Origin of the sequence: Paenibacillus azoreducens, from assembly GCF_021654775.1 — a bacterium.
GTDB lineage: Bacteria > Bacillota > Bacilli > Paenibacillales > Paenibacillaceae > Paenibacillus_AQ > Paenibacillus_AQ azoreducens.
In genome coordinates, this window is the sequence record NZ_AP025343.1 from 6,975,021 (window position 1) to 7,000,184 (window position 25,164).

Sequence of the window (25,164 nt, forward strand, 5' to 3'; positions counted from 1 at the left end):
AGAAGTCCGACGCCTGAAAGGCGCTTTTGCGAAGCAAAAGTACTGAGAGTATCGGAAAGAAGTCCGACGCCTCTCACAGAGGGGCGCTTTTGCGAAGCAAAAGTACGGAGTGACGTGCGGCCTCTGAAGCTTATTCCGATTTGCCGTGACCCCGGAAGTTCAATGTCATGGAAAGCGGATTAACGCTCCTGCCGCTTCTTGCGATATTGCGAGGGGGATTCGCCGGCATGTTTTCTGAACACTTTGCCAAAGTAGTTGTCATCCTCATACCCTACGATTTGGGAAATCTCCAAGATGCTGAGATCCGAATGACTGAGCAAGGACTTCGCCTTGTCCATCCGCAGCCGGGTAAGATAGTTCATAATCGTCGTGTCATAGGTTTCTTTGAACTTCTTGGAAATATATTGCGGACTAAAATAAAACTTATCGGCAAGGAAAGTTAAGTTAATATTCTCATTTAAATGTGACTCGATATAATGCCGAATCGCATGTATGCTCCGGAGCGAGGATAAATTCTCCCCCTCTGACTCAATCATTAACCAGAAAATATGTGTTAAGGCTTTCTCCCATTCATCCAGATCACTGAGCCATAACGATAAGGGTTCAATATGATGTTCCTGTTCAAGCTGCCGGGAAATGCGCATAATCAGTAAATTGATTTCGATCGAATAATGCTGCAGCTCCTTTAATGACAAGTACCCCCGCTCCCGTAATTCCTTCACAAAGGAATGAATCAGTTCCTCCAAGTATTCTTTATCCTGTTTTTTCAGCGCTTCCAGCACTAATAATTCCTTGTCCATGAAGGTCAGAATTTTCCGCTGATCAACCAGCATCTGATGACCGCCAAGAACATTGGACTTCAGAATTTCTTTTTTCGCTTCTTTCACCCCGGCGAGAATGTCCGTATAACTATATTTCTGTTTGGAGAAACCTGAGAATGTCTCGATTTTAATGGCGGCCAACCAGGACTCTTCCAGCTTCCGGCGGTAATATTCCATTTCTGCTGCAGACACATCCCCTTGGGTCAAGATGCAAAGGAAAGAGTCAATACGGAAAAAATAATAATGAGCCAACGGTTTTAAAATATCCCTGATGATGTTTCGGACCGAAAACTGAAATAACGTTTCATCCCCCATAAAATATCGATCAATAACCGCTGCCCCGTTCCTCGGCAAAAACAGCAGGACATAAAAACCCTCCAAAGGGAACCCTGCCTCCGACAGCAATTGTCGAACCCCTTCGTGATTCGCGGCCTCGCTTTGCAGATAAGTCACCATTTTCTGTTCATTCAGCAACGTGTTCGCTTCATGAACCTGATGGTTCTTCCTCCATTCCTCGCTTTCATTTTGCTTGCTTTCAATGATCGATTCGACTGCTCTGGAAACGGTCTTATCCAGGTCGCTGATCTTGAAGGGTTTCAGCAGGTAATCCACACCGTTGGCAAGCAAGGTCGCCCGGGCATACCGAAACTCCTGATAGCCGCTTAATACGATAACCTGAGCGTTCCAGCCCTCTTCCCGGAGCGCCTCGAGAAAGGCGATTCCGTCCATCCGGGGCATGCTCATATCGCAAATAATCAATTCCGGATCTTCACGCCGAACGATGCCCAGCGCCTCCGCTCCGTCCTCTGCCATAAAAATTTCGGTGATATCGTATTTGGACCAATCGATGGATAATTCAACGCTTTCCCTGACATGCTGCTCGTCATCTACGATCAATACTTTCATAATCATCACGCTCCCTTTCCTGATGATATGGAATTTCTAAAGCGACGGTCGTTCTGACGAATGGCGCGCTCTCGATTCTCCACGCAAAACCTTCCCCATAATAAATTTGGAGACGCTTAAGCACATTGATTAGGCCAATCCTCGTTCGGGACTCCTGATTCCTAAACGGCTCCGAATATTGATGGTTTATTTCCCGGATGGTTTCTTCCCTGAAACCGCACCCATTATCAATGATTCGGATCAGCAGTTTCTCTTGAATCTCTATCTCAACGCTGATCTGTCCAATACCGTCACCTTTCTCAATCCCATGGATGATACTATTTTCAACCAGCGGCTGCAGGACCATCTTGGGTATAAGCACATCCAGCGCCTCATCGGAGCAAATTTGGTTGAACTGGATTCTGCTTTGAAACCGGCCGATTTGCAGGGAAATATAATGATTCAAATGATCCAGCTCGTCCTGCAAACGGACCTCTTCCGTATCGATATCCATACTGTACCGAAACATCGCTCCCAGCTCCGCCAGTTTATCGCTGACCTCCGGCGCGTTTTTCTTGATTGCAAGCGAGCCGATCGACTGCAGCGTATTAAACAAAAAATGCGGATTGATCTGGGCCTGCAGCATTTTCAGGCGGGCTGTCGATACTTCCAGCTGATACCGGTACTGCTGATTCCACAGGATATCGAGCTGCTTGATCATCTCCTGGAACCTGTCCTCCAGCACGCCAAGCTCATCTGAACTTTTGGAATGGATTTGAATATCGAAGTTGCCCATCTGAATATTTTTGATATGCCTAAGAATTCGTTTGACCCGGAACAATATAAAATAGGAAATGATGCCTGCCATCATCGTAATAAAAACGGTTACGACCAATTGAATGGTAAAGGATTCGTTTAACGCCTGTTTCCCCGCCTGATCAATCACGGATTTGGGTATAAATTTGACCAGTGTAATCGGAAGATTATAAGCGTCATCCTTGTAAAAAATATAAATGCCTTTCGAGTCATTGATCAATCCCTTCTTCACTTCCGACTGCTTGCGCAATTGATCCATCCAAGTTTCCCCTGCGGCCGCGCCAGGTGTAGCGTATAGCAGCTGCATATCATCTTGGAGAAAAATATACGTATCTTTATCTTCGTCAGTTCCCAGCGGATTGGCCAATTGCTTCAATGTCGTGTTCCGTACGATCATCGTCGTCATTCCAAGCAGTGCACGGTTCGAAGTATCGATAAAGGTCTTGTTAATCCGCAGCCTTCTCTCGCCATTAAACTGCACGACCGAATACTCCTGGTTAAATTCGTTTTCTTGCGCAGCAAGCGGATGATTGGCATAGTCAGGCATCGGTATGCGCTCATTCAGATCGGATTTGATAATAAACTGTTTGTTCGTCAATGCACTCTTGTAAATAATCGATCTGATTTCCGGATAACCTCCATAATTCTGACCGATTTTTTGTTTGATATATACGGATTCGGCCGGTGTTTGCACTTCTTTCCTGGTTAAGAGCCGCATTAATTCAGGATCGCTGTAATACGTATAGGAAAGCATCGACACGTCATGAATATACTTCGTTATCCCCGACATCTTGATCGCCATGGAGCTTTGGTTCAGCTGCACAAGCTGCTCTTTGACCGAACGCCCGATGGTATGATAGGAAATGTAATTGGTAATCAAAAGAGGCACCGTCGTCGTAATCAACATGCTCAACAGGATTTTGGCAAACAAACTCCGCTTCATCAAAAACATCCTAACCCTCCTCTATAACCAGTGAACGCGTACAGCTGTGCTCCCTTCTATTCTAGAACAAAAAAGATTCCCCCGTAATGGGAGAATCTTTCCGTATCAGATTAAAGGGAATTGTAACCTGCCTCTGTAGTTTGTGCAAGGATATCGGTAACTGCTGTGAATTGCGATGACCCTAATCCAATTTCTTCACTGGACGAAGCACCGCATAGCCATAACCTTCCGGAAAATGCTGCTGATAATCCTGCTTGATGTCTTCGTCCCACTCGTATCCCATGCTTTTCGGGTCAAAATTCCACGCTGCTTCTTCCACTATTCTCATCACTGCGCCGTTTTCCTTTAAATAATCAAAGGGCGGGTAATGGAAAATCAAATATTCGGATTCAGGAAACTCCCTGCACTCCATCCCGGCAGGAATCTTGCCATCATAGTCCAGTGAAACGGGAATGCCATAAAAATATCCTTTTTGTCCGTTCTCGTAAAACCAACCTGCGGTTTGCTCCAAGTGCCCGGGGAGCACCAGATTGGACATGCTTTCCAGAGTCCCGCAGATTTCGTCGCAGTCATGCCCGTTTTCCCAAAATTGCATGTAGCTTTGCGAGGATATATCCCAAACCCCAATGAACTTATGTGCCTGGATGAATTCTTTTCGGATCTCCACCTGCTGCAGCTGCCCCTGACTCATCTGATCCCGCTCCTTCATGAAATAGTGATAAGGCGAAAATACTTCCACGCGTTTGGCCAACGGAATCGGCCTTGGTGCTTTGCGGTAAGCGGAGGGAGTCACGCCAAAGGCTTTCACGAACGCCCGCGTAAACGCCTCCTGCGAAGAAAATCCATACTTCATGGCAATATCCAGCACGCGTCCATCCGTGTCACGGAGCTCCAAGGCGGCACGGCTGACCTTTCGCATCCATATATAGTCCCGCAAAGTCATCCCTGTCAGAGAATTAAATTGCCGGGAACAATAATAAGGCGAATAACCGAGATGCTTGGACATGTTCAAAAGCGAAGGATTTGCCGTCAAGTGACGCTCCACCCAATCAATCATTAGCTGCACCATCTCATTCCATTCGTACATGGAAGTATTCCTCCTTTCACGTTTGATGATATCAAAGCGCGTTTTCCGTTATTTGACTTGAGTTGCAAAGGGCCAAGAAAAAGGGACCGCTGAACCATGGGTTCAAACGATCCCTCATTATTCTTGCTTCGGCATGTCACCTGGGCATCATATCCTTGGAGCCATGGATCGGTTAGATCCTACTGTTTTAGAAATCAGATGCGTACAAACTGAGCTCCTGCGCTACCCCGGAAAAGACAATGCCTGATCAGCATAAGGATCAAAGCTTTGAATGGACATCGTAAGCCCGTTATAAAAAGTATAAATATCTCCCGTATACTTATCGATCCAAAAATCATACATAACGGGAGCCACATAATATCTGTCATTTTCCGAAACGATTTTGAGATGCGTAATCACATCCCGAAGAATGGCCTGATCATCGTCTTGACCCGGCTTTTCGCTCTTGCCAAGGGGAATGAATTTCCCGAATTTCTGTTCATAAGCGATAATTAATTCCTGTTTTAACTTGGCGATTGCCGCTTCTTTGGAAAGCATCTTTGCATCGCTTGGATATCTGCTGATCATGACATGAGGCAGTCTTGGCAGAATATGCGGCTGCGATAGATCTTTGCCATTAAAATAAGCCACTTTCGCATGCAAAGCTTCCGCAACGAATCTCAGAGGTACATAAGTGTAATGATGAATGATTTGGGGCGCGGCATCCATCTTGAATGTTTTACCGTTCATTTTGGCGTTCTTATGATCAATAAATAATTCGATCTTGCGTTTTGCGTTAGCATCGGTAATTGTTACTTTTTGCGTTTTACCGTCCCATTCGATCTGTGCCCCGAGCTGTTCGGCTACAATTCGGATCGGCAGCAAAGTTCTGTTGTTTTCAGTGATGATATTCGCGTTTTTGATGATAGACCCATTGATAAATAAACCCACAAAAGTTTTGCCAATGGACTCTTTGCCGGAGCCGCCATATTGGATGTAGAACTCGGCATCATCCCGATCCTCATAAGGATAAATGAAAGTTTGATCGATATTCGTCTTAGGTATTGTACCATCAGCCAAAGTATAACCGGGCAAAGCCATCATGAACATGATCAACAATATCATGGATACTGTTAAATTTTTCATCATGGTCAACATACCTCCAAATATTATGAAAATAACGATTCCTTTTATAGCCCCTCTATAAATTTAGCGCTTTCTTCGGCAATCATTCCAGGTTCGTGGTCGTGAATATAATGGCCGCAATCCAGCACCATATATTTCCCCTTGTTTGCAGCACCGACGTATGTAACTAGAAGATCCCTCCAATCGTCCAATGGCACTTCTTTGCCGTCCGATATAAAGAAATACATCGGGACATTGGGCACTCCGCCCTCTTCTACTTTTTTAGCGTTATCCCGGATCATTCTAACTTCGTCCATCATATTGGAGGTTTGCGTTTTTTGATAAAATATTGCACGGTACATCTTCTTTTCCTGCTCGGATAGAAGGTTTTCATGGATTGCAGCAGAAGAATTCGCGATGGCCGGAAAAAAACGGGTAAACCCAATGCGGGCGCCAAAGCTGGTAAGACTCATCATAGCATCCGACGGTAATGGATAATTCTCATATGCTGCCGGAACTGCAGGATCAAGTCCAATGATGCAGCTCACTTCAGCAGGATATTTTTGCGCCCAATATAAAGCCTCGATGCCTGACATCGAATGCGGGAACAGAATATACGGCCCTTGGATGCCTGCCAGTGATAAAGCAGTCCGGGTCTCCTCCAGGATGGTATCGATGTCGCGAGAAACAGCCGCCGTATCGCTATAACCGTATCCCGCCTTTTCAACGACTGCAATTTTATAATGATCGGATAGCTTCGAGTACAGCCCTTTAAAATCCAACACAGGCGAGGCCGTTCCCCCGCCCGACATAAAGACCAACGTCTTGGTACCGCTTCCCTCCGTGTATACATGCATTTGGTGGTTATTGACGTTCACCATCGTCCCTATTGGCGAAAGCATGGCCGACTCTTTGTTCAATTGAATTCGATGGTTAATGAAACTAATGGCAATGAATAATAGCAAAATACCGATGATCGTGATGAACACCCAAGCAAGCTTTCTCAGAATTTTTCTCACTTCACTCCTCCAGAAAATGTTAATGTAATCTCTTTATTTAACATACCTTTATTGAGACCTTGCTTCAAGGTAAATACGCTGCGCAAATAAGTCTTTAAATCCGAGAGTTTGTTTTTGATATATAAACTAAAGATTTTAGGCCTGGCGCCACTGCGCATGCGGATTATTCTTCCGACCTCTGTTGTCCTCAGATTTCTTTTATTTAGATATGGTATGGTTGAAATCTGAGGACAAAGGAGAACGCTTCGCTTCTTCAGAATAACTCCTCTCGTTCTGCAAGATCAGAAAATGCTCTCTTTCATTGCCAAGTACGGCAAATAAAAGAGAGCATTTTTTATGTCCAAATAATTATTTTTTTCGGACAGAAGCCTCTATCGTCAGAGTTGTTTTTTTCTCATCCCATTTAACCTCAGCCCCGAGCAATGAGGATATATCGCGGGCCATGATATATGAGACCCCTGAAAAAGTATAAAAATGTGTTACCGTTTTACCATCTATCATTGGCGCCTTTTTGGTACTGTCATAGCCTACATCAACTCCCAATAATTTGCTGACGGATCGCAATGAAACGTAAACAGTACCGTCAGAGAGTCGTCCAGGTTCTGCGGTTTTTCCATTCACATTTACTTGAACGACTGTTGCAACTGCGAAACTTCTCTCATTCGGGATTCGTGTTATGATGACATGGACTACTTCTTGTTCAATCAATTCAGGGGCGTTTGCCGGGTAAACCGCAACATCATGTTTGCCTGTAACAGAACCTAAAGTGGCCGTGACTGAAGCTTTTCCTAAGCCGATTGCCTGAATATTTCCCTGTACCGGGGCCTTTATAACCTTTGGATCTGTAGTTTCCCAAGAAGACAGCTCGGTTACATATGCAGTATCCCCATTATCGAAAACCGCCAGCGCATTTAGTTCCACGCCGCTATTTATGCTTAGCTTGAATAGATTAGAGGTAGGCGGGAGAGTCCCGCGAACAATTTCAATTCTTTTAGGAGCACCTACAAGAAGATGCGCAGAGGTTGTGCCATAACCCTGAACGAGGTTTCCTGCAGTATCCTCCAGCATAGTTCCCTTAGATATAATATTGATTAAAGTATCCTGGGTCTTGGCCTCTTTTTTAACCGTTAGGAAAAAGGAGGCAAACGCTTCATTGGTCGTTGAGTTGATCGTTTTGTTATTTAGCGCTGATATAGACAGCACCACTTCTTGCCTGCCATCGGCAGGGTTGGAATCCTCCGGATACGGATTTTCGATACGATAATCCGTAGTCTCGAAGGATTTGGAAGGAATGAAAAAAGTATCGTCTCTCCATATGTACTTCCCAAGATCATCATCGAAGCGTATGTTACCCTCGGTCGTAAACACATTTTCATCATAGCTTAGTACAACTTTGCCGGAATGAAGCCCGTTTCGACCGGAGGGAATATTCGAGATTTTGACACTCACCAAGACGCTTTGTCCAGGGACCAGGGTAGTATAATTGGTTGTAACATCAACGGATACCTTCTTAGAGTCCGATGCTGATGCTATACCTGCAAAGCCGGCAATCGACACTAGCAAAGCAAGCAGCACCGCTGTTGTTTTCCTTAAGAGATACATCTAAAAAAACCTCCCTCCATAATAAACAGTCAAAGTTTATATCGGCCGCTTGGAGGAATCTATGTATACATATATGTGCCGGATCATTCAATCCTTCCCTTTCTCCTCAGCTGCTCACATTCCTCTATCTTCTAATCGATCTTTATCTTCCCCAACTCGTCAAGGAGAGCAGGCCTATATGGATAATCGTTACGAAGCTGCTCAATAACTTCACCTGCAGGCACTGCACCGCCTGCTTTGATCAAGCTGCGAATCTTTTTGCACACTTTCTGGTATTCCTTTCGGTTTGTTGAGTTGGCCGCTTCCTCGGTAATAATCTGCGTAAACAATAGAAATACTTCTTCTGTATAATCACCAACCAAATGAGGATAGTATTGAAGCACAGACCATTTATTCTTGCGGACGTACTCCATCAGTCTCGATGTTTCCCCTTCTTCAACGAGAACTCGGGGGTATAATTCAGCAGCTCTCCAGTTACCAACGCCCTTAGCCTCAAGCTTATTTAGAAATTCTTCATATGCCGCTTGCCAGGCATCCTTGCCGTATAATTCTTGAAGTAATAAATAGTACTCATATTCTCCCGATAGGGCAAACTCCTCAGCCAGTTGTATTTGCTGTTCTACTTGATGAGTGAGCCCATAGATTTCGTAACGATACTCTTTCCATTTATGAACGAGACCAGGAAGCCCTTCAGCGGCATCTTTCCGTTCCCCCTGCTCGGCCAGTTCCAACGCTTTATTATAATCCCGATCGTGAATAGCTGATGCAATCGCTTTCTCACGAAAATCCTTCATGTCCAGATGGCTCTGAAGGAATTCAGCTGCGTTGTCTTCGCCTTCAAACTTCTGAATGACCTTATACCTAAGTTCAGCGGCACCTTCGAAGAAATAGCTGCTATAAAATGACTCATTCTTCTCTTGGTTCTCCATATTATCAAGTTGAGCACTCCACAAATCCTTCTCCGAGGTTGCCTTCATTACATAAATAGCGCTGTTCAGAAGAGAGAGTTTCCATTCACTCCAGCCCTGCAGATTGGGATGAAGAGCTTCTTCTAGAAGCATTTTAAATAAAACAGGTCTTTCCTTTGAGGCACTATTCTCTAATTCAACCGAAATATCATGAATTGAGCTCAGACACTCATGAATTAATCCTCCAACGATTCCATCGGAATCATCACAAAGCTGCAATAGATCCCCCATTTCATGGAGAATGGTAAATATAATTTCAGCAGCTTGAAGATGTTCGCCCTTTTTGGCCACCTCATTCGCTTTCTCCATCACTTTCTCGGCACCCGTCACAGCGTAAGGGACTTTCCGGTAAGTAACAAACCCATGACGATCCGCGTGCTGCTTAATGGAAGCCCGGATAATCTTCTTGTATTGACTCAAACTTTTCTTTCCGCCAACATCCATAAATTTCAAGGCAAGCGCTTGTTCCACTTCCCTGATTTCCTCAGAGAAATTTACAAGCAGCGTAATTAGCTCGTCCTTGCTAAGCTCTGCCAAATGGTCCGCGATACTCTTACTATTACTTTGATTAGATTTCACCGTACTGACCCGCCTCCCAGTTTTATCGACTTAACTCCATACTACCCAATGGAACACGAATCTAACAATAGAAAAGCTGATTTATCACATGGCAATTTATATCTGTCGATTTATACTTTCCGATATCTAAAGCAAAAACCCGCTCAATGAGCGGGTTTAAATGTATGGAGGCGAGGGAAGTTAAATGATTGTCCGAAAAGACAAGTGATATATAGCTTAAAGGGTGTAGTGACCTTTAAACTTCAACGATCCCTCGCCCGCCACTATTCAAAATTCAAATGATACCTGCAAAAGTTATTGATTGCGGATCATATAATCAAATGCGCCCAACGCTGCGGTAGCGCCGGACCCCATCGAAATAATAATCTGCTTGTAAGGAGAATTCGTGCAATCGCCTGCGGCAAATACGCCAGGGATGCTGGTTGCGCCATGACTGTCTACCACGATCTCACCCATGCGTGTGCGTTCAAGCGTGTCAGCCAACCAGTCCGTATTCGGAACGAGACCGATTTGAACAAAAACGCCTTGAAGATCGATATGCTTCGTTTCACCGCTCTCGCGCTCAATGTAAGTAACACCGTCAACTTTGTTGGTTCCGGTAATTTCTTTCACTTGAGCGTTTTTGATTACAGTGGTGTTAGGCAAGCTGTTCAGACGGTCCTGCAGCACAGAATCAGCCTTTAATTCCGGCATAAATTCAAGAACTGTGACATGTTCCGCGACTCCTGCGAGGTCAATGGCTGCCTCGATACCGGAGTTGCCGCCGCCAACAACCGCAACGTGTTTTCCAGCGAACAATGGACCGTCGCAATGCGGGCAGTAAGCCACACCTTTGTTCTTGAATTCGGCTTCGCCAGGCACGCCCAGGTTGCGCCAGCGGGCACCGGTGGAAATGATCACAGTCTTACTCTTCAGAACCGCGCCATTTTCCAATTCAACTTCAACGAGATCTTTCTTCTCCAGGCGTTTCGCGCGCTGTGCCTTCATAATTTCAATGCCATATTCCTTGGTATGCTCTTCAAGGCTTGCAGCGAGCTTGGGCCCTTCTGTGTATTTCACGCTGATAAAGTTCTCGATCCCCAGCGTATCGTTAACCTGTCCGCCAAAACGGTCGGCAACAATACCCGTGCGAATACCTTTGCGCGCCGCATAAATCGCCGCACTTGCACCAGCTGGCCCGCCTCCGACAACCAATACGTCGTATGGTTCTTTATTCTCGAACTCGGATGTGTCCGAGGTGCCAAGCTTGGCAAGAATATCGTCGATGGTCATCCGGCCGCTTTCAAAGAATTCGGCATTAAGGTAAACTGACGGTACGGCCATAATGTCTTTGCTTTCGACTTCGGACTTGAAAGCAGCACCATCAATCATCGTATGGGTAATGCCGGGATTAAGAATACTCATCAAGTTCAGCGCCTGCACAACATCAGGACAGTTGTGGCAGGTTAAGCTGACATAGGTTTCAAAGTGATATTCGCCTTTAATGCTCTTAATCCGATCAATGACGCTTTGTTCAACCTTTGGAGGTCTTCCGCTGACTTGAAGCAAAGCCAAAACGAGCGAAGTGAATTCATGTCCTAATGGAACCCCAGCAAATGTTACGCCAGTGTCTTCACCAACACGGTTTACGCTAAAACTAGGAGTTCTAGGCAATTGTGTTTGTTCAACAGCAATTTTATCTGACATGCTGGACAGTTCGTTCACTAAATCCAGCATGTCATTAGATACCGAATCGGTTCCGGCACTGACTTTCAGCAGAACATCGCCTTCCATAAGCTGAAGATATTGCTCCAGTTGTTGTTTTATGTCTGCATCCAGTTTCATGGCTTTGTCTCCTTAAATCTTGCCTACAAGATCAAGGCTTGGCTTCAATGTTTCGCCGCCTTCTTTCCATTTCGCAGGGCATACTTCGCCTGGATGTTTGCGAACATATTGAGCCGCTTTGATCTTGTCGATCAGAATGCTTGCGTCGCGTCCGATGCCGCCGGCATTGATTTCAACGGCTTGAATGACTCCGTCCGGATCGATGATAAAGGTACCGCGGTCTGCAACGCCTTCTTCTTCAATCAGTACGTCGAAGTTGCGGGAAATCGTATGGGAAGGATCGCCAATCATAATGTAAGTAACTTTGCCGATGGCTTCGGAGCTATCATGCCAAGCTTTGTGTACAAAGTGAGTATCCGTAGATACGGAATATACTTCAACGCCAAGATCTTTCAATGCTGCATATTGTTCTTGCAGATCTTCAAGCTCGGTAGGGCATACAAATGTAAAGTCTGCCGGATAAAAGCAAACTACACTCCATTGGCCTTTGAAGTTTTCCTCGCTTACGTTAATAAATTCGCCGTTATGATAAGCTTGTGCTTGAAACGGTAGTACTTCTTTTCCAATCAATGACATGGTATTCGTACCTCCCAGATATTTTGGTTTATAATATAGAAGTTGGACAGCGGATTACACTGTCTTAACTAGATGCACTAGTTATTTATATTTATTATTATATACTAATCATTCTCAATGTCAAACTTGTTCACCAACTCTTCAATATTCTTCTTTATAGGCGCCATCCCCCCTCTTCATTAGTTATGGTAAAACTTCTCAGCCTCTTCGACTATGTATTTCAACACAATTTGTGCAGTTTCCTTCCATAATTTGAAGTGTCTTTGAATTGTAGAATCTTCTTAATTGCTCGTACGGAGCTTGCCGTCGTTCGTCCCTGTTTCTTCTGACCCTGCCCGAGCGTCCCCTGGCTGATCTGAATGCACCTAACGAAACTAGGGAGCGTTAAAAGCGCAAAAACAATGCCGATTTAAATTTAACGAAACTACAAATCGTTATTTACACAGAATTCAGCCAAATGAACCTCTATTGGGCTAAATAGCGTTTCCCGGTTTCATTAGAAATATTCAATGCTCATTTTTGCCCGAATACGATTGTGGGTTTCGTTAGATAACGCTGTCGTATTCAAACCGGGGTTTCACCAAGCACAGTAACGTTCGGAAAATCACCCCACCCAGCCTGAAGGGAACACTCCTGGGACATCAAAAAAATACTGCTGCTTTCTCGACAGCCTGGATTACGTCCACTTTTGCTATTAAAACATGGGGGAGCTGCCTTAACGACAACTCCCCTGAATCTCACAAGTATATTGAGCTGCTGATAGAAAGCCAAGGCTACAACCGCGGATCTATCTCCTGCTCCTGAGCAACCTCAAACAGCAGATTGGCCGCGACTTCCTGATAAGCTTCATGTTCAGGCGCAATTTCATCATGTTTAATGCCAAGCATCCGGACGCCAAACTGGTATTCATTCAGCGAGGTCCGCAGCTTGCGCGTAATGCTTTTTTGCTTCATCAGCTTCCGGTATTTATGCGGGAATTTGTAATCATAACCGTAGATAATGGACAGGTAGTCCGGGTTGCGCACCTTCATGTACGGCACCGTCCGGCCGTCCCAAAGCTCGGGTTTGATTACGACGCCCTCCATATGATTCTCCATCGTCAGCTTCGCGAAAAATTGTTCTGCTTCCCCATAACTTTCCGGATCGGACAAATCAAGTTTGACGGACTCATCCTCAGACAGGAAATCATACATTTCGGAGGTCTTCCACTGCGGAATCTGCTCCTCGCCGCCGTTAAGCACGATTTTCAAAACCGCAAAAGGTTTATATTCCATGCTCCCCGCTTCCGCATACAGCTCAAGCTGCTTTTTATAAGTCTCATAAGCCTGGACATGCTCAGCCAGCGGTACATAGGTTTCTTGGATATCGTGAAGATACTTGTAATTTTGATAGACGCTGGAACCGTATTTTTCGCTGAGGACGCTTTTGGTCATACGGTATTGATCCTGTTCGAATCCGCTCGCCTGATATTCCCCGGTCAATGTCTGCAATGCAGATTCAAAACCGTTCTGCCGCAAAAACGCAAGCTCCGTCTCGAGCGCCTTCTCGATTGGCTTGAACTGACGCTGAATTAAACCTTCCCCAAGCGCATTCCACGGCATCAGCTCCCCGTCCAGCATCAGCATGCGGATATCCTGCTGCTCCATGTACGCGCTGAACTTGGCCAACAGCTTTTCATATACTTCCGTTAAATCCACCTGATTCACTTTATAGCCATTGCGGCTCACGGCAAAACATTGATCCAGCTCTCTGTGCAGATAAATATTGCAACGCGATCCCATATATTTCGGCTGCAGAACCACCTGATGAACGCCTTGCGCCTTAAAATAGTCTAGCCCCCGCTTCAGCGATTCCAGTTCATTCGCATCCGGGTCCTTATCCGCCGGGGACATGGTCCCGGAAATGAAATTGATCTTATGCCGGGAACAATAACGCAGCCGCCGGATGTCTTCCTCGCCCAGATCCTGCACCGAAACCTTCCGATTTTCCTTGAACAATACCGGCAGCTCCTCGCTCAAAACGGCATTGCGCGATTTATGCGACTTCATGAACGGTTTAAACGTGATCATAACAGACGTTAAACCATTGCCGTGCACCGCTCCGGTATCGAGATGGATTTTGTTGGCAATTCGGAAAGGGCGCCCTGCCGCTACATGTCCAAAGACATGAAACGGATAGTTCCTTACCGCCTCTTCCTGCAGGAAAACCAGCTGCTCTTCCAGCGGCGCTTCCCGATCGATTCTGAAATTGCGCTGGTGGCGGGCGGACTGGGTATCCAGCTTGCCGATATATTTGTTTTTGCAAGGTGCATGCGTTACATAATAAGATGGACCTTCCGTCCCCACATAGCGGTAAAACGGCTTCGCTTTCGCTGCCAAATGATTGAATTTTCGCAACAGCTCCGCATCCTTCGCAAGGATCTCCGCAGAGTCAAAATACGTGCGAAGAAGCTCCTGATCCACGCCGCTGATCTCGCCTTGCAGATACTTATAGACGAAATTCTCATGATTCCCCAGCACGAATAAGAAATGCTCCTGATTGTCATACAGAAATTCGATAATTTCTCGCGTCTGCTTCCCCTTATCGATCCAGTCCCCGGCCAAAATGATCTTCGTATCCCGCAGCTTCTCTCCCGCAACCAATTTATCTGACTCCATTCGATAGCCGTGGCTCTGCAGCAGGCCCTTCAGCTCATCCACGCATTCATGGACGTCCCCTACGATAATGTACTGCCGATCCTGTGGGAGAACCGTCTCCCGGTAAGCATCCAAATCCTCAATCACAACGCAGTACTCGGGATTTCTTTCCCCTTCATTAGGCAAGTAAAAATCTTTCGCGCGAATCTTATGAATTTTCTCGTATCCTTCCCGGGGCAGAGCGCCGAGCACTTCTTTTTTCAGACGGTTGATATGGTTCGTAATGAGCCGTTTGGAGCGCTCCGAGGCGTAATAATCTTCTCTTTTCCGGTAATCGAACACGATGACTTCGAGGTTATAGTGATTTTGCCGCGCAATATCCCGTACCTTTTCCCGAAAATCCTCCGCCAACCCGGTCGTGTCCACCACCACAAACTCCGCATTCACGGGAAATGAAGTGACCATTTTCAATTTTTCGAATAAGAGACGGAAAGCCTGCTCGCTTGCCTCCAGCATCACCTGATCGTATTTATCGTAATCATATCCGAGCACTTCCTGGCGGATCTGGTCCGACGACAAATATTGAATGTTCGCTTTTAGCTTGGTCTGGGCATCCTCTAATCGCAGTCCCGGCATCAATACTTCCTTGGCAAACGTCGTTTTGCCGCATTCCGTGGAACCGACGAGCATGAAGATGGTATGCATTTTTGTGCGGATTTCCATGGGTCTAAGCCCCCCTTCTTTTCAAAATAACGCCTTGCGTCGTCTGGATCTGGTCGACTCCATCCCCGATCGTCACAAACTCGTAATGCAGTCCTAATTCCCGAATGACCTCCAGCATCCACTGCCGAAAATCTTCCTGGCCCATCTCCCATTTGTGATCGTCGTGACGGAAGCCCTCTATTTCGTAGAATCGGTTAAAATCCGCATTCGGGGTCGTGATGATCAAATGTTCAAAATCAACCTCAGAAGCGATCTGCCGTATCAGCCCCGCTGCTTCCTCTAACCCCATATGTTCAACCACTTCGGTCAAAATGACATCCACCCGTTCGCCATTGTATTCCGCAAGGAAAAGATCAAGGGACCGGTAGGCCGCGATATTATCGATTTGTCTGGCATCCGCTTTGCGGACCATTTTGCCCAGAACCTCTTCATTGATATCAACGGCGTAATAGATGCCGTCAATCTTGCCGGCAAATGAGAGCGCGTAAAATCCTTCGCCGCAACCGACATCAAGAATCGCTTTGTCAAAAGGCAGTACGCTGCCGATGTAATTTCTGCGCTGCAGCGCAGTCCCTCCATACGCAAACCGGATTTCGTAGCGGTTCGTTGCCTCAAGCTCCGCTTTATATTTGTTGTACCGCATCTTGGAAGAGAGGAAATTGCGCATAAACAAGCTGCGGATGTAAAACGGCGCGTCGATGACGTTGATGCTCTTGATGTATTTATCCAAAACGCTGTCGGAAATATCGATATATTCGTTGCCGAACATGGACAAAAACAGGCATAATACGCTCACGACATGCAGGAGTTGGTATAGGCTTTTACGCGTCGTGACAGTCAATGAGTAGCTCTTATGCGCCAGATGAACGACTTCAAATGAGAAATCTTTGAAATGCTTTTCGAAAAATTCGATGTACCTGATGAGTTCAATATGGATCATGCCGATATAAAAAGTGTGCTCATATCCTTCCACATCGCGCTCGTCATGCGTTTTAAGCGGCGAGGAGAAGAATTCCCCGATCGCATTCAGCGGAAATAAAGGCGTGTTGTACCGCGACACGTTTAAATATTCAAAGTTTTCCTGCTCATGCTGTTTATATGAAATTTCATTGTCCGCATCCTTAAAATAGACGTTGAATGTCTGCTCATCCGTGTACCATCCATACGCCATTCCTTTTCGGATGCTTCGTAAAATCATGCCGGAATTCGGGTTCTTTTTAATCAGAAACGAAAAATTCGGATTCGTGGACTTCAATTGAACGATTGCCATCACGTTACTCTCCTTGCTCATCATTTTTCACATGTTTAGGTCATACGGATTTATGGATTTCAGTCACCGGTTCTTACCAGATGGTTTACCTGCCCAAGTCCGTTATCGCCTTGCTGTTGGTGTTATTATCATCGCTCATTTCCATTCCCGCGAACATGGCGTAAGTATTACAACCCGGAAATAACTTCCTTTAAGTTTTAACAGAATATATGTCTGTTTGTGCTTTTTAGGAAAAACCGAACATTTTACCCATCCGCCTCCCCTGTTACAATAGAAAGAACATGATATGGAAGAAGGAGAATAACAGATGGCCAAGGAGAGCTTCGATAAGGAGATACAGTTTCTGCGCATGCTGGTGCTGACAAGCGGGGCCTATAACAGGCAGCAGTTTGCGAAACGGCTGGGGATTTCCGTGAACACATTCGATAAAACGATCCGCCGCCTCAAAGAAATCGTCCAAGCGACATATCAACAGCTGCCGGAAGAAGAGGGCAAGGAATTTACCGAAGGCTTCCGTTACAATTACTATGATTCAGCTGATCCGATGCTGCTCTTCCTGTTCCGCGCCAAGTCCCTGAAGGAGTCCGAAAGCCAGCGGCTTTCCCTGCTTCTCGGTGCCTTGAACGCGCAGTCCCTGACCGTGCTCGAGCTGCTGGATTGCTGCATGAACGCACTTCCCGCCAATCTCCCTTTGCCGGATGAAAAAACGATTCGCAAAGACCTGAAATACCTTGAACAGGTTGGCGTCATTCAAAAAGATGGCGGCAGCCGCCCCTTCAAATATGCCATTCGAAATGAACTTCTACGAGAAATGACAGAAGACGAACTGCTTGATTTGTATGATTTTGTGGACGTGATGGCTAACACGCAAATTCCGTCCGTACAGGGCTACCTGCTGCGGGATGGGCTGAAAAAACAGTTGATCCGCAGCCATTCGGAAAAACATGCGGTCGAACCCTTTTTATATAAATATCACTTTCACTCCAGAATTCTAGATGAAGCCCACTTGTTCACCATTCTGGACGCCATACGCAAACACCGTAGAGTCCGGTTCCTGTATTTCTCGCCCAAAGCGAAAAAGAGTTATGCCTCCCAAAATACCAATCCTTTGTTCGAACGGGAAACGGAAGGAAAATCGGAGAAAATACTGCCGCTTAAAGTCGTCTACGATCATCAGTACGGCCGCTGGTATCTGCTTGCTCACGGACGGGAAGGGATTCGAAAGTACCGGATGGAAGGCATTACGCAGTTCGAAGAGGATGAAGCGGTTGATTCCGCATGGTTCGCGAAAAAGCAGCAGGAACTTCAAGAAAAGCTCCGTTTCAGTTGGCTGATCGATACAGGGGCTCCGGTCACCGTCCGCGCCAAGTTCTATAACCCCGGTCAAAATCCGAATTTCGTCAAAGAACGGGTGCTGCTGCAGGGGCAATGGGGACAAATTGTGGAGGACGACGACGAGTCCTTCACCTACGAGATTACCGTGAACGGAACGACAGAAATCAAACCGTGGCTGCGGAGCTTTGGTTCCAGCTGCGAGGTCCTCGAGCCGACCCGGCTGCGCCGCGAAATGATCGCGGAATGGAAGGAGATTCGCGCCTATTATGAATCTGTTTGAGAAAATTTTTAATTACCAAATCATCTCGCGGCTGGACGGCTCCGGCACCTTCATGGTCACCGCCCATGAACGCGCATGGCTTGCAGCAATGCTGCAGCATCCGGCCGCATCGGGCGCATTTACGCCTAAGACGCTGATAAAACTGCGGTCACTATTGGAACAGGATGAACCATTGGATACAAGTTCACATCTGATCGAAAAGGCGCGCAGCAGGGAAAAGCAGGTGTATCATCCTCTGCTGCGCCCGCTGCGCCGCCTCATCATGAACCGGAGCGGAATCCGGATCACCCACTGCCTCAAAAACGGCAAGATTTACTCCAACCAATTAGCCGTTCCTTATCGGCTGGAATATTCCATGGTGAAACGTGAGTGGTACCTGCTCTGGCATCATATCCGCAATCATGCATTCATGAGCACGAAACTGGACAAAATCATCTCCGTCACCGAAACTGATCTGCCCCTGGAAAGGGTGAACGACATTTTTGAACGGATCAGCCAAACCCTAGAAGGCCGCAAAACCGAGGTCCTAATTGAGATCATTCCACAATATAACGAGGAGCTGTCGCGGATTCTTTATGCGCTCTCCTGCTTCGAAAAAGAGGTGCAATACGATGCGCAGCAGGATTCTTATACGGTAAAAGTTTGCCTGCTTGGAGAAGAGCAGGAATTCCTGCTTTCCAAGCTGCGATTTCTAGGAAAACGGGTGAAGGTGCTTGAGGGGCATTACGTGAAAAAACGGATGTTTGAGGCATCTACGAAGGCGTTGGAGCGGTACGGGGCGTTGGATACGGTGAAGGAAGACTGAAAAGAAGGAAGGCGGCAGTGCAAAAAGGCAAGTTCATACCGCGGCATGGGCGGATCGAACTTGCCTTTTTCGTATTGAGCCTTACAAATTGATGATCCCTTTGCTCACGCCAAGGTTCGGATAATCGCGCATCGCCTGCGGCAGCTCCTCCAAGGTGAAACGATGGCTGATTAAAGGCTCTAAACTGATTCGGCCTTGGGACACGAGCGCGATCGCTTCCAGATGAGTGAAGGGATTGATGAAGGAACCCATGATACGAAGCTCTTTTGCGAATACATCGTATGGTCGGATGTGAATTTCCGTATCCGGCGAGGCAACGCCGAAGAGAAGAACTTGGCCCCCTTTACGGGCGGCGCCGACCGCCATTTCGACCGAATCCTTACGTCCAACGCATTCGATGACGATATCCGCGCCCGAAGCGAATTTTCCCGCAGCATCTGGATCTAGCGGCGATAACACCTCATCGGCCCCCAGTTCGCGCAGCCTGTCATGTTTAAATGCGGCCGGCTCGCTCACCGTAATCCGCGAAGCCCCGCTTGCCCGGACAAGCTGCAGGAATAACTGGCCGATAAATCCGCCGCCGATAATCAATATATGATCCCGCGGCCCGATCGCTAGCTTGCGAAAGCCATGAAGCACGCAGCCCAGCGGTTCAATCAAAGCCGCCTCCTCGAAACTCATCCGATCCGGAATTCGGTAACAGTTCGCTGCCGGGACCGCGCATAATTCCGCCATTCCCCCGTCCCGGGTAACGCCTATGGCCTGCAACCGGTCGCATAGATGGAGCTTGCCGCTGCGGCAATATTCACAGCTCCCGCAGTAAATATTGGGGTCGACCGTAACCCGGTCCCCCGCCGCGAGCGTATCCACGTCATCGCTAACGGCCACGACTACCCCGGCTAATTCATGCCCTAGCACGATCGGGGTATGGACCTCCGCCGATCCCGGATGACCATGATAAATATGTTGATCGGTTCCGCAAATGCCGCAGCTGCGGACGCGGATGACAACCTCACCGCTCCCAGGCTGGGGATTCGGGTGTTCCGTGCATACCATCTGCTCTTGTTCCTGCAATACTGCCGCTTTCATCGCTAGATCCCCTCTTCTCCGTATTGTGATTGAAGCCTGCCTTAGCCGCGGGCCGATCCGTTCAAAGCCGAAACCCGCAGCGTGTTCCAAGGAATGTCTTTACCGTCCCACTGTTTAATACGCAAGGTACGGGATTGTCCAGGGAGCAGATCAAAATAATTATCCTCCCACTCCACCCATTCCTCGTCAAGCTCCAGCTTGACCATTCGCGCCAACCGGCCTTCGGCCGAAACCGTCACGGTGCCGTTCTCCGGATTTACCCGGACTTGCAGACATGTGGGCCCAAAGTTCATGTCCTTGTGATCCATGAAGTAATAGAAGTTATCTTCCCCGGCCTCATTCTCCCATCGTAAGACGCATACCGCCTGGTCGGCACCCAACCCTTGAAGCATTTCTTCCAAGGAGACTTCGGCAATCCGCAGCTTGTCTCCTGCATGAATCGTGACCGGATAGGAGCGCTGGTACACGCACCGCCCATCGAGGCTGAACACCCGGATTTCCGCCGTTCGCTGGATCGTATGCAGAGTATCGTTGATACCCCACAGAATCATATGGGAGTCGCCTGGCGTGTATTCCGCGCATAACAGCACAGGATGATAAAACTTCCGTGCATAATGATAGGCTGCTTTCGGCAGGCCGTAGTAATCGACGACCGACCAACTCGTTCCGGGCCAGCAATCATTGAACTGCCAGAACAGCGCTCCGCTCGTTTCCGGTTTATTCCTGCGGTAGTGCTCGATGCCGTATTTCAACCCTTCGGCCTGGGTCAGCATCGAAAAGTTCATGTATTCTTCCAGGTCATTCGGAATTCCCGAATAGCCTTCCATCAGCATGATACCTTTCAGATGATTGATGTCCTTGTTCCGGTTCATCATTTCGCCGCTGCCCCATACAAGCTCGGATTCAGGGATATTCCGCTGCAGCGTGTAGCGTGTGGATGAGGCATGCATGCCGAATTCGCTGGCGAACTTCGTATGATCCTCCTTGAATTTTTTAAACGACAACCCCTCCACGCTATAATTCTGGCGCTGGGGCTCGCCAAAGACGCGGGGTTCGATATTGCCGTGCCAAACCTGCCAGTTATGCGTGTCCCCTTCGTCCCGGGAGTTGTGATCATTCCCACCAAAAGGCGAACTCGGCCAAAACGTCCGCGAAGGATCCAGCCGCTCAAGGAGGCCGGGCATAAGCTCGTGATAGATTTTCTCCCCGTAGAACGGATGCGGTATTTCTCCCCCCGCATGCAGCGCTTCATACAGCCAATCGTTTTCATTGTTGCCGCACCATAAGGCCAGGCAGGTCCGGCTGCGCAGCCGTTTGACCACCTGCTCCACCTCGCGCCGGACGTTGTCCATAAAGTTGCGGTTATAATCCGGATACAGTGCGCAGGCAAACATAAAGTCCTGCCATACCAAAATGCCTAAACGATCGCATTCATCGTAAAAAATATCCCTTTCATAGATCCCCCCGCCCCATACTCTCAGCATATTCATGTTGGCGTCGCGGGCCATGCGGATCAGGCGGGAATATCTTGAATCGGGAACGGCTGCGATAAAACTGTCGATCGGAATCCAGTTGGCTCCTTTCGCAAATACGTCGACCCCATTCAGCACGAATGTAAAGGATGGATCGCCTGCATCATTCCGCCGCTTCAATTCAAGGCTGCGAATGCCGAGCATTTGTGCGGAGCGGTCAATCGGTTCTCCGTCAGCAAACACGGTGACTTGCAGTTTATATAAATGAGGCGTCCCCAGGTCATGAGTCCACCAAAGCTTCGGATCAACCACTTTAAGACCGGTCGTTCCCGAGAAAAGAATGCCACCAGCCGCTCCGTCCCATGCCAGCCCCAGGCTAAGATCAATCTTGATCTCCGCCGAAGCCGCAACCTTGTCTTTCCCCTCATCGATGAGCTCCACGAGAGCCGTGTAGTCCCTGGCATCATCCCATGCCTTAAGCTCCAAAGAGATATCCACCAACGCTTGATCAGCGCTGATTTCCGCCGTGCGGGCATATACATGTTCCAGTTTGGCATACCGGGTTTTCTGAAGCCGGACCTCCTTCCATATCCCCGCACATACCAGACGCGGCCCCCAGTCCCAGCCAAAATGGCTCTGGTTTTTACGCGTCCAGACCCGCTCCTTGCTGAAGCCGGACCAGAACGTGGAGACCGCCTTTTCTCCCACCTTCGCATGAACCGGATCAAACTTGACGGCAAGCACGTTTTTGCCAAGCTTCAGCTCGCGGCTCACTTCAAACGTATGGCTGATAAACATATTATCGGTCGAACCCAGCTCCACCCCGTTCAAATATACGGTGGCAAAGGTGTCGAGCCCTTCAAAAACAAGCTCCATCCGCTCTTCCCGGCTCGGAAGCTCTGTTAGCGTGAATACCGTGCGGTACCACCAAATGCGTTCCTCGACCCAGCGGCATTTTTGATCGTTATGCCCATAAAACGGATCGTCGATTAATCCATGACGGTTCAAGGTCGTGTGCACATCTCCCGGCACTTCGGCCGACATCCAGAAATAATCGTCGTACAGCGGGGAGGCTACCTCCAAATCCCTGGCTTCCCCGATCCGGAAATCCCGCAGCTTCCAGTGATCTTTAATAATCATGTTATCCCCCTCTAGCTGGAAATACGTCTAAAACAGAAACGCCGAAACAGCATTAGAGCTGTTTGGCGTTCCTTGTTCGCTTGCATTTAGACTTTCGCTTCAATATATTCGAGACTGTCCAAAATTTCTTTGACGCTGAGTTCGGCACAGGCCATAGATGTATCCGCCACGCCGTAGAACATTTTGACCGTATCGCCTTCAACGATGGCCCCGCAGGAAAATACGACGTCTCCGAAAAAGCCCTGCTTTTCGTATTCGGCCTCAGGCTCCATAACCGGTTTCCCTGAACGGGCGATTACCCGCGTCGGATCGTTTAAATCAAGGAGAACCGCGCCCATACAGTATCTGTGGTCAGCCGTTGCACCGTGATAGAGCTCAAGCCAGCCTTTTTCCGTTTTAAAAGGAACCGCTCCCCCGCCGATTCGGCCGCTGTCCCACATGCCTTCCCGCAGGCCAAGCAAATGCTTGTGATTGCCCCAATAGAGGAGGTTGTCGGACTCGGCAATCCAGATTTCCGGGTTTCCGATGCTTTTCATCGTCGGACGGTGCAGCGCATAATATTTGCCGTTGATCTTTTCCGGGAAAATGAGCACATCCTTATTGTCGGGACCGAAAATCATGCCGTGATGGCGGATCGTCTTAAAGTCGGTCGTCGAAACCAGTGATTCCCCGATCCCGACCGGGGAAACGGCGGAAAAATAAATATAATACGTATCGCCGATCTGGGTTACGCGCGGATCCTCGATACCGAATGTTTCCTGTTCATTTGATGGATAAATAAAAGGTTTATCGTCAACCGTAAAGTGGTGGCCATCCCTGCTTCTGGCAATCCGGATATAGGAAAGCGATGTTAGGTATTCGAAAGTTCCATTTTTGGACTTGTTCCGAATCACGCGCGGATCCGAAAAATCATAACGGTCATCATCAGTACGGAAAGGAATGAGTTCAAGTTCGCCGGTTTGCGCGTTATACACCGGCGCTTTGATCATATTCGGGTCATTGCTGATCGGACGTTCCGCCACTCGGAGCAGCATCAGGGTTTCTCCCTGGTAATGCGCGATGCCGGCGTTAAATGCGCCTATGACCTCAAAATCTTCCCGGTGAGGTTTAACGTCTGCCGGCGTAATTAAAGGATTTTCTTCGTATCGGTATATCTTCATTGAGATCAGACTCCTTGATGTATAAACTAGGATTCGAATTTAACAAACGGATCAGGCAGCGTGAGGCGCTGCGCCTCGGCATCGCTTGTTCCCGCATAAATCACGGCTGTGCCATCCTTCCGGCGGATCAACCCTCCGCTGAATACGACGTCCCGAAGGTCTTTGCGTTTGGCCTGACCGGGCAGAAAATCTTTGCGGACGGCGATCACTTCCATATCGGAAATATCTCCGGTTTGCGGGTCAAGCGCGAATACCATCGGGTAATAATGGCGGTCGCCGGACTCGTCGTAACATGCCGTATGCCCGAGCACCCCGATCAGGCCGTTCTTCAGCACATGGGCTTCGTTGGCCCCGCCCCATTCTTCGGGAATGAATTGCCCTTCGAGCAGCGGTGCGTTTTCGATTCCTTCGATGCTGAGATCGTCCAAAGACGGAACCCTGAAATAGCCAATCTGGCCACGGCCGCCTTTTTCGCCCTGCGGCCGCGTGAACACGCCGACTCCCCCGTCTGGCAGTCCGATCAGGCGCAGATCCTTCATCCCGTCCGGGCCTGTAAAAAACAGCTCCAGGTCGGCAATTCTGCTGCCGCGGTAAAAGACGGTGCGCCACATCAAAGCGCCCGTTTGCTCAGGATGCGGATAAATTTGCACGCCTCCGACGATCAGTTCCCCGCCGATACGCGTATGAAAAGGATCCTGTAGTACCAGAACCGGGGCTCCTTCCCGCGGTACCCATTTCCCCTCTTTTTCCACAAAGAAAATCACTTCCGAATGTTCACTGTCACGGGACTCTACTCTGCCCGCAATTACCAGTTCGCCTTCATCCTCAAACGGAGCGGTAATGTTATACACATCCTTTGGGCCTACTCCGTCAAAGACCAGCTTCTCTGCGGCGAAAGCCCGGACTTGGCCCTTACGGCCTGCAACATACTGCTTTAAAAGCTCTTCGCATGTGATCACGTCGTTTTTTATCAATTTCAACACGAATATCCCCCTAAAAGGCCGCGTATTGGACCCTTCATCATTTTGTG

At 47.9% G+C, this 25,164-nt stretch carries 17 protein-coding genes; 2 read left to right on the forward strand and 15 right to left on the reverse strand.

Annotated features, from left to right (window positions below; genetic code table 11):
* Positions 1-179: 179 nt before the first annotated feature.
* The 11 genes from L6442_RS31260 to L6442_RS31310 form a co-directional block, all read right to left on the reverse strand.
* Positions 180-1,727, reverse strand: a complete 1,548-nt coding sequence (locus L6442_RS31260) for a response regulator (protein WP_212979844.1) — start codon at positions 1,725-1,727, stop codon at positions 180-182.
* Complete coding sequence (locus L6442_RS31265; protein WP_212979845.1) at positions 1,705-3,474, reverse strand: sensor histidine kinase; 1,770 nt, start codon at positions 3,472-3,474, stop codon at positions 1,705-1,707. The genes L6442_RS31260 and L6442_RS31265 overlap by 23 nt, the downstream gene beginning before the upstream one ends.
* 172 nt (positions 3,475-3,646) lie before the next feature.
* Positions 3,647-4,552 (reverse strand): helix-turn-helix transcriptional regulator, encoded by a 906-nt coding sequence (locus L6442_RS31270; protein WP_212979846.1) that lies wholly within the window; start codon positions 4,550-4,552, stop codon positions 3,647-3,649.
* Positions 4,553-4,774: 222 nt separating this feature from the next.
* Complete coding sequence (locus tag L6442_RS31275; protein ID WP_212979847.1) at positions 4,775-5,680, reverse strand: copper amine oxidase N-terminal domain-containing protein; 906 nt, start codon at positions 5,678-5,680, stop codon at positions 4,775-4,777.
* Between the two features lie 41 nt (positions 5,681-5,721).
* Positions 5,722-6,675: an alpha/beta fold hydrolase gene (locus tag L6442_RS31280; RefSeq protein WP_237100141.1), complete on the reverse strand. Its 954-nt coding sequence runs from the start codon at positions 6,673-6,675 to the stop codon at positions 5,722-5,724.
* A 348-nt stretch (positions 6,676-7,023) separates the two neighbouring features.
* A complete protein-coding gene (locus L6442_RS31285) occupies positions 7,024-8,277 on the reverse strand; it encodes a stalk domain-containing protein (RefSeq protein ID WP_212979848.1) in 1,254 nt (417 codons plus the stop codon).
* A gap of 131 nt (positions 8,278-8,408) precedes the next feature.
* Complete coding sequence (locus L6442_RS31290) at positions 8,409-9,824, reverse strand: hypothetical protein (protein ID WP_212979849.1); 1,416 nt, start codon at positions 9,822-9,824, stop codon at positions 8,409-8,411.
* Between the two features lie 294 nt (positions 9,825-10,118).
* Positions 10,119-11,648 (reverse strand): alkyl hydroperoxide reductase subunit F, encoded by a 1,530-nt coding sequence (gene ahpF / locus L6442_RS31295; protein WP_212979850.1) that lies wholly within the window; start codon positions 11,646-11,648, stop codon positions 10,119-10,121.
* Positions 11,649-11,660: 12 nt separating this feature from the next.
* On the reverse strand, positions 11,661-12,224 hold the full coding sequence (ahpC, locus tag L6442_RS31300) for an alkyl hydroperoxide reductase subunit C (protein WP_194231804.1): 564 nt from the start codon (positions 12,222-12,224) through the stop codon (positions 11,661-11,663).
* A 773-nt stretch (positions 12,225-12,997) separates the two neighbouring features.
* Positions 12,998-15,583 carry a metallophosphoesterase gene (locus tag L6442_RS31305; protein WP_212979851.1) on the reverse strand — a complete coding sequence of 862 codons (2,586 nt, stop codon included), beginning with the start codon at positions 15,581-15,583 and terminating at the stop codon, positions 12,998-13,000.
* A gap of 4 nt (positions 15,584-15,587) precedes the next feature.
* On the reverse strand, positions 15,588-16,853 hold the full coding sequence (locus tag L6442_RS31310; protein WP_212979852.1) for a class I SAM-dependent methyltransferase: 1,266 nt from the start codon (positions 16,851-16,853) through the stop codon (positions 15,588-15,590).
* 307 nt (positions 16,854-17,160) lie between these two features.
* Between L6442_RS31310 and L6442_RS31315 the strand changes: the two genes are divergently transcribed.
* Both L6442_RS31315 and L6442_RS31320 read left to right on the forward strand, forming a co-directional pair.
* The gene (locus tag L6442_RS31315; protein WP_212979853.1) at positions 17,161-18,468 is read left to right on the forward strand and encodes a helix-turn-helix transcriptional regulator; all 1,308 of its coding nucleotides are present in this window, start codon (positions 17,161-17,163) and stop codon (positions 18,466-18,468) included.
* A complete protein-coding gene (locus tag L6442_RS31320; protein WP_212979854.1) occupies positions 18,455-19,273 on the forward strand; it encodes a WYL domain-containing protein in 819 nt (272 codons plus the stop codon). Before L6442_RS31315 ends, L6442_RS31320 begins: the two co-directional genes overlap by 14 nt.
* Before the next feature lie 81 nt (positions 19,274-19,354).
* Here L6442_RS31320 and L6442_RS31325 read toward each other — a convergent pair whose 3' ends face one another.
* From L6442_RS31325 to L6442_RS31340, 4 genes are all read right to left on the reverse strand, one after another.
* Positions 19,355-20,362, reverse strand: a complete 1,008-nt coding sequence (locus tag L6442_RS31325) for a zinc-dependent alcohol dehydrogenase family protein (protein ID WP_212979855.1) — start codon at positions 20,360-20,362, stop codon at positions 19,355-19,357.
* Positions 20,363-20,403: 41 nt separating this feature from the next.
* Positions 20,404-22,974, reverse strand: a complete 2,571-nt coding sequence (locus tag L6442_RS31330; protein ID WP_212979856.1) for a beta-mannosidase — start codon at positions 22,972-22,974, stop codon at positions 20,404-20,406.
* Between the two features lie 86 nt (positions 22,975-23,060).
* Positions 23,061-24,134 (reverse strand): BtaManbiosPhlase, encoded by a 1,074-nt coding sequence (locus L6442_RS31335; RefSeq protein WP_212979857.1) that lies wholly within the window; start codon positions 24,132-24,134, stop codon positions 23,061-23,063.
* A 26-nt stretch (positions 24,135-24,160) separates the two neighbouring features.
* On the reverse strand, positions 24,161-25,114 hold the full coding sequence (locus L6442_RS31340; RefSeq protein ID WP_212979917.1) for an MTP-1 family protein: 954 nt from the start codon (positions 25,112-25,114) through the stop codon (positions 24,161-24,163).
* Positions 25,115-25,164 lie beyond the last annotated feature (50 nt).

Coding starts and splice junctions, on each gene's coding strand:
- L6442_RS31285 (WP_212979848.1), bottom strand. CDS start 8,277: ATGTATCTCTTAAGGAAAACAACAGCGGTGCTGCTTGCTTTGCTAGTG.
- L6442_RS31265 (WP_212979845.1), bottom strand. CDS start 3,474: ATGTTTTTGATGAAGCGGAGTTTGTTTGCCAAAATCCTGTTGAGCATG.
- L6442_RS31305 (WP_212979851.1), bottom strand. CDS start 15,583: ATGGAAATCCGCACAAAAATGCATACCATCTTCATGCTCGTCGGTTCC.
- L6442_RS31270 (WP_212979846.1), bottom strand. CDS start 4,552: ATGTACGAATGGAATGAGATGGTGCAGCTAATGATTGATTGGGTGGAG.
- L6442_RS31260 (WP_212979844.1), bottom strand. CDS start 1,727: ATGAAAGTATTGATCGTAGATGACGAGCAGCATGTCAGGGAAAGCGTT.
- ahpC (WP_194231804.1), bottom strand. CDS start 12,224: ATGTCATTGATTGGAAAAGAAGTACTACCGTTTCAAGCACAAGCTTAT.
- L6442_RS31320 (WP_212979854.1), top strand. CDS start 18,455: ATGAATCTGTTTGAGAAAATTTTTAATTACCAAATCATCTCGCGGCTG.
- L6442_RS31315 (WP_212979853.1), top strand. CDS start 17,161: ATGGCCAAGGAGAGCTTCGATAAGGAGATACAGTTTCTGCGCATGCTG.
- L6442_RS31330 (WP_212979856.1), bottom strand. CDS start 22,974: ATGATTATTAAAGATCACTGGAAGCTGCGGGATTTCCGGATCGGGGAA.
- L6442_RS31325 (WP_212979855.1), bottom strand. CDS start 20,362: ATGAAAGCGGCAGTATTGCAGGAACAAGAGCAGATGGTATGCACGGAA.
- L6442_RS31275 (WP_212979847.1), bottom strand. CDS start 5,680: ATGATGAAAAATTTAACAGTATCCATGATATTGTTGATCATGTTCATG.
- ahpF (WP_212979850.1), bottom strand. CDS start 11,648: ATGAAACTGGATGCAGACATAAAACAACAACTGGAGCAATATCTTCAG.
- L6442_RS31310 (WP_212979852.1), bottom strand. CDS start 16,853: ATGGCAATCGTTCAATTGAAGTCCACGAATCCGAATTTTTCGTTTCTG.
- L6442_RS31335 (WP_212979857.1), bottom strand. CDS start 24,134: ATGAAGATATACCGATACGAAGAAAATCCTTTAATTACGCCGGCAGAC.